The 7000-nt window shown below is 65.6% G+C and carries 6 protein-coding genes; 3 read left to right on the top strand and 3 right to left on the bottom strand.

What is annotated here, in order from left to right:
- The coding region (locus tag ACESNG_RS18450; protein ID WP_373064743.1) for a polysaccharide deacetylase family protein at positions 1-828 on the top strand (828 nt) is incomplete at its 5' end.
- Here the strand turns inward: ACESNG_RS18450 and ACESNG_RS18445 are convergent.
- Together ACESNG_RS18445 and ACESNG_RS18440 are read right to left on the bottom strand one after the other, a co-directional pair.
- Positions 825-1133 (bottom strand): carboxymuconolactone decarboxylase family protein, encoded by a 309-nt coding sequence (locus tag ACESNG_RS18445; RefSeq protein ID WP_373064745.1) that lies wholly within the window; start codon positions 1131-1133, stop codon positions 825-827. The genes ACESNG_RS18450 and ACESNG_RS18445 overlap by 4 nt on opposite strands.
- A gap of 98 nt (positions 1134-1231) precedes the next feature.
- A complete protein-coding gene (locus ACESNG_RS18440; protein WP_373064741.1) occupies positions 1232-1825 on the bottom strand; it encodes a hypothetical protein in 594 nt (197 codons plus the stop codon).
- 473 nt (positions 1826-2298) lie between these two features.
- Here ACESNG_RS18440 and rho point away from each other — a divergent pair, with 473 nt between their 5' ends.
- Positions 2299-4293: a transcription termination factor Rho gene (gene rho / locus ACESNG_RS18435; RefSeq protein ID WP_373064739.1), complete on the top strand. Its 1995-nt coding sequence runs from the start codon at positions 2299-2301 to the stop codon at positions 4291-4293.
- 219 nt (positions 4294-4512) lie between these two features.
- Positions 4513-6744: a methyl-accepting chemotaxis protein gene (locus ACESNG_RS18430; RefSeq protein ID WP_373064737.1), complete on the top strand. Its 2232-nt coding sequence runs from the start codon at positions 4513-4515 to the stop codon at positions 6742-6744.
- A 15-nt stretch (positions 6745-6759) separates the two neighbouring features.
- Here the strand turns inward: ACESNG_RS18430 and ACESNG_RS18425 are convergent.
- Positions 6760-7000 (bottom strand): M20/M25/M40 family metallo-hydrolase (locus tag ACESNG_RS18425; RefSeq protein ID WP_373070252.1); only part of this gene is annotated, 241 nt, incomplete at its 5' end.

The raw sequence follows: 7000 nt of genomic DNA, 5'->3' as shown, positions 1-7000 counted from the left end.
TGGCATCAGGTGGTGGCGGCCAACGGCACCTACAAGGTGTCGCGCGAGCGATTCCGTGCGGAGCTGACTGAATTGCACGCGCGCGGTTACGTGCCGGTGAACCTGTCGGAGATGCTGGACAAAACAATGGATATCCCGGCGGGCAAGACGCCGGTGCTGTTCACTTTCGATGATGCGTCACCGAGTCAGTTCCGGTACATCGAACGCAACGGCGCACTGGTGGTGGATCCCACGAGTGCAGTCGGTATCCTGCTCGACTTCATCAAGGCGCACCCTGATTGGAAGGCCAAGGGGCTGTTCTGCATGCTGCCGGCCGCTGAAGCGGGCCACGCGTTCTTCGGCGACAAGGGTATCGACGGTCAGAAGACGGAGTGGCGCTTCAAGAAGGTGCAGTTCCTGGCGCAGCAGGGCTTCGAGCTGTGCAACCACACGTTGTGGCATGCGAAGCTCAGCAAGTACTCCGACGCCGTGGTGCAGGAACAGCTGGCGCGCGGCGCGATGGCGATCGACTCGGCGGTGCCAGGATACAAGGTGCGTGGATTTGCCCTGCCCTATGGGCTATGGCCTAGGAACAGAGCGCTGGCGTTCAACGGATCGTGGTACGACAAGAAGAGCAAGCGTGACGTGCGCTATCGCCACGAGGCCGTGTTTGAAGTGGCGGGCGGTCCGGCGCGCAGCCCGTTCGATCCGGAGTTCAACCCGAAGTCATTGCCACGGGTGCCGCTGCAGGGCGGCACCAAATTGTCCGCCACGCTCGATCAGATGGACAAGCCCGGCAAGTGGGCGCGCTACGTCTCCGATGGCAATCCGAAGACCGTCGCGCGTTAGCTGCGCATTTTCTCGGCTTCATCCCAGCGATCGACAGCACGCCGCAGATGCGGGATCACGATGCTGCCGCCCACGATGAGGCCGATGCTCATCGTTTCGAACACTTCGTCGCGGCTCACGCCTTCTTCGGCGCAGCGGACGATGTGATAGGTAATGCAGTCATCACAGCGCAGGACGAGCGAGGCCACGAGCCCGAGCAGTTCTTTCGTCTTGAGGCTCAAGGCGCCGGCCTCGTAGGCGCGGCCGTCGAGATTGAAGAAGCGGTTGATGACAAGATTGTTTTCGCCGAGGATGCGCGTGTTCATGCGCTCGCGGAACAGGCGGAACTCGGCGAGCGCATCGCTTTCCACGTGGTCGTGCGGCGGCGTGCCAGGTGTCGGCGTGCGGGGGGTGGGCGCGTCGGTCACAGCGAGTAGTTGCGAAGGGTGGCGAGCGCGGTCTCGAGCGCCGCCCGTTGCTGCTCGGTGGGCGAGTTGGCCCACAGCTCTTCGTACGCGGAAATGGCGAGTGCCAACGCTTCCTTGTCATGCTCGGCGGCAGCCAGCGAACTCGCGTTGTCGGCGAGCGCGGCCTTGGCCAGCTGATCTTCGGGGAAGCGCTGCGTGACCTGCAACCAACGGATCGTGCGATCGCGTTGATTCGATTCGGTCAGCGCCCACATGTGCCAAGCGCCGCGATTTTGCGGATCGGAGGCCAGCGCGCGGCTGGCCAGGTCGCCCACGACTTCGGGGCCGCGACCGGACAGCCAGAAGGCATTGGCGAGAATGACGAGTGCACGCGCGTTGGTCGGCTGCTCATCAACGACACGCTCGTAGAGCGGGCCGACGACTTCGGGCATATGGAGCCACGGCTCGGCGGCGGCCACGAGGGCGTCGGGGGTGACGGTGGCGCGGAGCGTGTGCAGGCGGTCCATCAGGGCGCCGACGTTTCCGGAAGCTTCGTAGGCGCCCACCGCATCAGCGAGGGCAGCCGGGAGGTCGAGAGGAGGTGCGATCATATGTCGAAAACTAGACAGGTCGGGCGATCTGGTCAGGTCACGGTCACGATTCGTGGGTTGCGCGATCGGGGCGGGATCGTAATACTCCTACTGTCACGCAATGCTTTTCAAAGTACGCGTGACGAGCCCACCGACACCGGCTGGCTGTGCCAAGGTCTCAGACCACGTGGTACAGCACATGCAGACCGGATGAATCGGTCGGCCGGGGATCCGTCGCGATTTTGCGACCTTCCCCTTGTGACTGGAGGCGCGAATTTCTCGCGCACCCCCCGCGGTACCGGAAGGCACGTACGAAGGTTCGTACGACTCTACCCGTCCAAAGCGACCCGTAATATCCGCGCTCTCTGCGCATTTCGAGCCCAACCCGGGCATCGAAGTTTCGGCCTGTTGCATCGCATGTCTTCATGCCTGCGGCGGGGTCGCGCTCCCTTCCAGATCGGAACGGAGCCCACTGTACCACTCGCAGTTTTCGAATGACCGAACGCAAACGCCCGATTCGCCGCAGCCGCACCAGTGCCGCGCCGTCCCCCGATGCCGGTGGCGACGACAATCCGTATCTCGATGCCCCGTCGGCGCCCGCGCCGAGGGATGCCGCTCCATCGCCGGCAGCGGCAGCTGACGCACCCGACGAGGCTCCTCGACCACGTCGCGGCCGTCCCCCTCGTCGTCCAGCGGTCGACACCGCCGCTGAGGCTCCGTTAAACGCCGACCGCGAGGCTCCGTTCAGTTCCGATCGTGAGGCGCCGCCAGTCCCGCCCGTCCCGCGCGCGGAATCGCCGCCGGAGCCGCGATTCACGCCTCCCTTCTTTGATCCCGCGGCTGAGCGTCCTCGTCTGGACGGCGCCGATCGCTACGACCGTGCCTTCGACCGTCCGGCTAACCCGCCCGCCAGCAGCGCGGAGCGTGCCGAGCCTCGCTCGGAGCGCCCGTTCGGCGATCGCCCGGAACGTCCCGACCGCTCGGGCCGCCCCGATCGCGGTGGCCGTCAGCGCGACCGCGGCCGCAGTCGCCACGAGCGCGGCGATCGTGGCGCGCGCGGCGAGCGTCCTGACGCGACCGGCGGTGCGCCGACGGGCGGACCGAGTGCTTTGTCAGACAGACCAGAACGAGGACCGGATCGGAACGCCGATCGAGGACCGGATCGCGGCGATCGGCCTGGACCGGATCGCGGCGGTGATCGCGGCGATCGGAATGGACCGGATCGCGGTGGTGACGCGGCGTTGCGACGCAATGGACGCCGCGGTCGCAGCCGCTTCCGTCGCGATGGGGCCGGTGGCGACGTTCGTTCGCCGCAGGGTGGCGAGGGTGGTGTGGAGGGTGCACCGTCGATGCCGTCGACTCCTACGGTCGCTGAAGGCACAATATCCGGCTGGTTCGACCCGTCGCGTGATGGCGGCTTCCTGCGTCGCGCGATTAACAGCTACCTGCCCGATCCGACCGACCCGTTCGTATCGCCGGCACTCGTGCGCCTACATCAGCTTCGTCGCGGCGACAAGCTCGACGTCACGTTCGGGCGCGACCCGCGCGGTCGTCAAGTCATCATCGAAGTGCAGCAGCTCAACGACGGCTCGCCCGTCGTGCTCGAAAAGCGCCCCGACTTCAATACGCTCACGGCCAGCTATCCCGATCGGAAGCTGACGCTGGAAACGGGACGTCCGGCCAAGACGGGCCCGGAACTCACGCGTCGCGCGATCGACATCATTGCGCCCATCGGCTACGGGCAGCGTGCGCTCATCGTCGCGCCGGCCCGCGCCGGAAAAACGACGCTCCTGCAGGCGATCGTGGAGGGTGTGGCCATCAACCATCCCGAAGCGGGTCTGCTCGTACTTCTGGTCGACGAACGTCCGGAAGAAGTGAGTGAAATGATCACGTGGGGCTACGGCGAGGTCGTGGCATCCAGCTTCGACATGCCGCCCAAGCGGCACGTGGAAGTGGCCGAGATGACCCTCGAACGGGCCCGTCGCATGGTGGAACAGGGCAAGGACGTCGTGATCGTGCTCGACTCGATCACGCGTCTTGCGCGCGCCTACAATACCGTGGAGCGCGGCACCGGCCGCACGATGTCCGGTGGACTCGACAGCAACGCGATGCAGAAGCCCAAGGCGTTCTTCGGATCGGCACGCATGATTGCGCCGCAGCACGGCGGTGGCTCGCTCACGATCATCTCCACGGCACTCGTCGAGACCGGCTCGCGCATGGACGACGTGATCTTCGAGGAGTTCAAGGGCACCGGGAACTGCGAGATCAAGCTCGATCGCTCGCTGGCCGACCGTCGCATATTCCCGGCGTTCGACATCGGCACCAGCGGTACGCGCCGCGAAGAGAAGCTCTTTCGCCCCGATCAGCTCGAGAAGGTGCATCTGCTGCGTCGCGGCCTGCATCAGCTCCCGCCGCAAGCGGGTATGGAATGGCTCATCAAGCGCATCGCCGCCACGTCGAACAACGATTCGCTGCTCGACGGACTCTGAGTTCTGGCAGCGGCGCACAGCAAAGCGGGGCGACGGGATCATCCGTCGCCCCGCTTTGCTGTGCGCGCGATGTGATGATTGTGCCGGGAGTGTGGCGGGAGTGCGACGGCATTCGGTAACGGGTTAAGTGCTGTCGCTGACGCTCCGATACCCGTATCTGACAGCGCTCGGGCGACGAAGCCCTCGCCGAATTCCTTTGCAGCCCTCCGCACTCCCCAAATGTTCCGAACCCTGTCCTTGCGGGCCAAGATCCTGGCCCTTCCGCTTGTAGCGGCCGTTGGCTTTCTCACGACGCTCGCCACGACGTTCGTGCTTGGCGGCCGTTCGCAAGCACAACTCGAGCGCATCGAGCTTCAGGAATCTCCGGCCTTCGAGACCAGCCAGAAGCTGCAGTCTCAGCTCGACGTATACCAGCGCGCGTTGCGCGACGCTGTTGGCGCCAGCGACACGGGCGCCGTGGCTGCTGCCGACTCCATCGGCAAGACGTTCCGCGCGCTCTCCGACTCGCTGGCCCGTAACCCGAGCGTCGACTCGACGCAGGTCCGTGCGCTCAGCGCCGAGTTCACGAGCTACGCCGCTCAGGCCCGCACCACGAGCATGGGGATGATTTCTGGCTCGATGGAAGACATGATGGGCGGCATGCAGGGCGTGAAGACCAAGTACGCTGCGCTCTCGAAGGCTCTGCAACAGCACACCACCGAGCGGGAAGCGGCGATCGCCGCCGCCTTCGGCACGGCGCGTACGTTGCAGACGACGACGCGGCTGGTCACGGCGGTCGTGCTGATCATCTCGCTCATCACACTCGGCGTGCTCGCGATCGGCACGTTGCGCAGCATCATCGGCGCGATGCAGACGCTGTCGACGGCGGCCTCCGAACTCGCGCGCGGCAAGGTGGCGCAGGAGATCAACATCACGTCGAACGACGAAATCGGCGCGCTGGCCGGCGCCTTCCGCGAGATGTTGGCTTACATCGGCGGTGTCGCTCAGGCGGCGGATCGTCTCGCCGCCGGCGATCTGACGTCGAAGGTGGAGGTCCGTTCGGAGCATGACGTTCTGTCGAAGAGCATCAACGGCGCCGCCGATACGCTGCGGGGCATCGTCGGCGAGATCAATGGCGTGATCGACGCGGCCAAGCACGGCGATCTTGCCAAGCGTGGCAACCCGGAGCAGTTCCGCGGCGCGTATCAGCAGCTGATCTCGGGTACGAACGAGATGTTGGACTCGGTGGTCGAACCGATCAGCGAAGCGAAGGACGTGCTGGCGCGTGTCGCCGCCCGTGACCTCTCGGCCCGCGTGACCGGCCATTACGTCGGCGAACATGCGGCGATCAAGGACTCGCTGAACACGGCGCTCGAGAACATCGCTGAAGTGTTCGCCTCGCTCACCATGGCGATCAGCCAGGTGAATTCGGCGGCACGTGAGATCGGTGAAGGCAGCCAGGAGCTGGCCAGCGGCGCGGCCGATCAGGCGGGCGCCATCGATCAGGTTTCGAATCGTATCAAGGTGGTGGACGACCGCACGAAGGCCAACGTGGCCGACGCCAACGAAGCGCGGGCGGCGATGGAGCGTGCGAACGTGGACACCGAGCAGGGCGTGGAACGCATGACGGCGCTTGCTGAAGCCGTGGCGGAGATCAAGCGCTCGGCCGACTCCACGGCGAAGATCGTGAAGACGATCGATGAGATCGCGTTCCAGACGAATCTGTTGGCGCTGAACGCAGCCGTTGAAGCGGCCCGTGCAGGAGACGCCGGCAAGGGCTTCGCGGTCGTAGCCGACGAAGTGCGCAGTCTGGCCATCCGCGCCTCGGAAGCATCGCGTAATACGGCAACGCTGATCGAAGAGTCGGTGCAGAAGGCGGAGACCGGCGTGAAGCTGAACGAGAGCGTGACGCGTCGTCTGCATGAAATCCGAACCGGTGTGCAACGCGCGTCGGCGATCATGAACAACATCGCCGAGGGCGCCGCTGAGCAGCAGAAGGAGCTCACCGAAGTCACGTCGTCGATGGATCAGATTGCCGGGCTCACGCAGCGCACGGCTGCGAATGCCGAGGAATCGGCGAGTGCCGCCGCCGAGCTGTCGGCCCAAGCGGCCGAAATGCAGGAGCTGGCGTCACAGTTCGACGTGGGTGATCGCAATCATCACAGCGAAGCTGGTCACTCGGTCACTTCGACATCCCGCCGTCAGGCCGCGCTGAACGGTTCACCGGCCTTCTCGTCGCCTCGTCCGGCCGCCCCGCGGCCGCAGGCCTCGAAGTCGTCGGCCAAGCCTGCCGCCAAGGTCGCAGCACCGCGGTCCAAGACACCGGCGCGTCCGGCGGCGAAGGGACTCGTCAAGGCCCGTGTAGGGAATGGCTCGCATACGTCGGACGACGTCTTCCCGATGAGTGCCTCTGCGATGATCCCGTTCGATGACGATGACAACGGGTCGGACGACATCCTCGGCTCGTTCTGATCACGAGGCCGGCGCTCAGCGCGTCGCCGCCCGATACTCGTCAAGTAACGTGGCAGCGGCGCGAATGCCGCCTTGGTAGTTCTCGATACTGATCCACTCGTTGGGCGCATGGGCTTTTTCGCCGGGCAGGCCAAAGCCCATGAGCAGTACCGGCGCGCCGAGAATGCGCTCGAAGTCGCCGACCACGGGTATGCTCCCGCCCTCGCCCGTAATCACCGGCGCCCGTCCGAAAGCCGCCTCGAGCGCGCGCTTGCCG

This window comes from Gemmatimonas sp. (assembly GCF_041689975.1).
Taxonomy (GTDB): Bacteria; Gemmatimonadota; Gemmatimonadetes; order Gemmatimonadales; family Gemmatimonadaceae; genus Gemmatimonas.
Note: the sequence above shows the minus strand (reverse complement) of the source record. Positions and strands in the feature narration are given on the sequence as shown.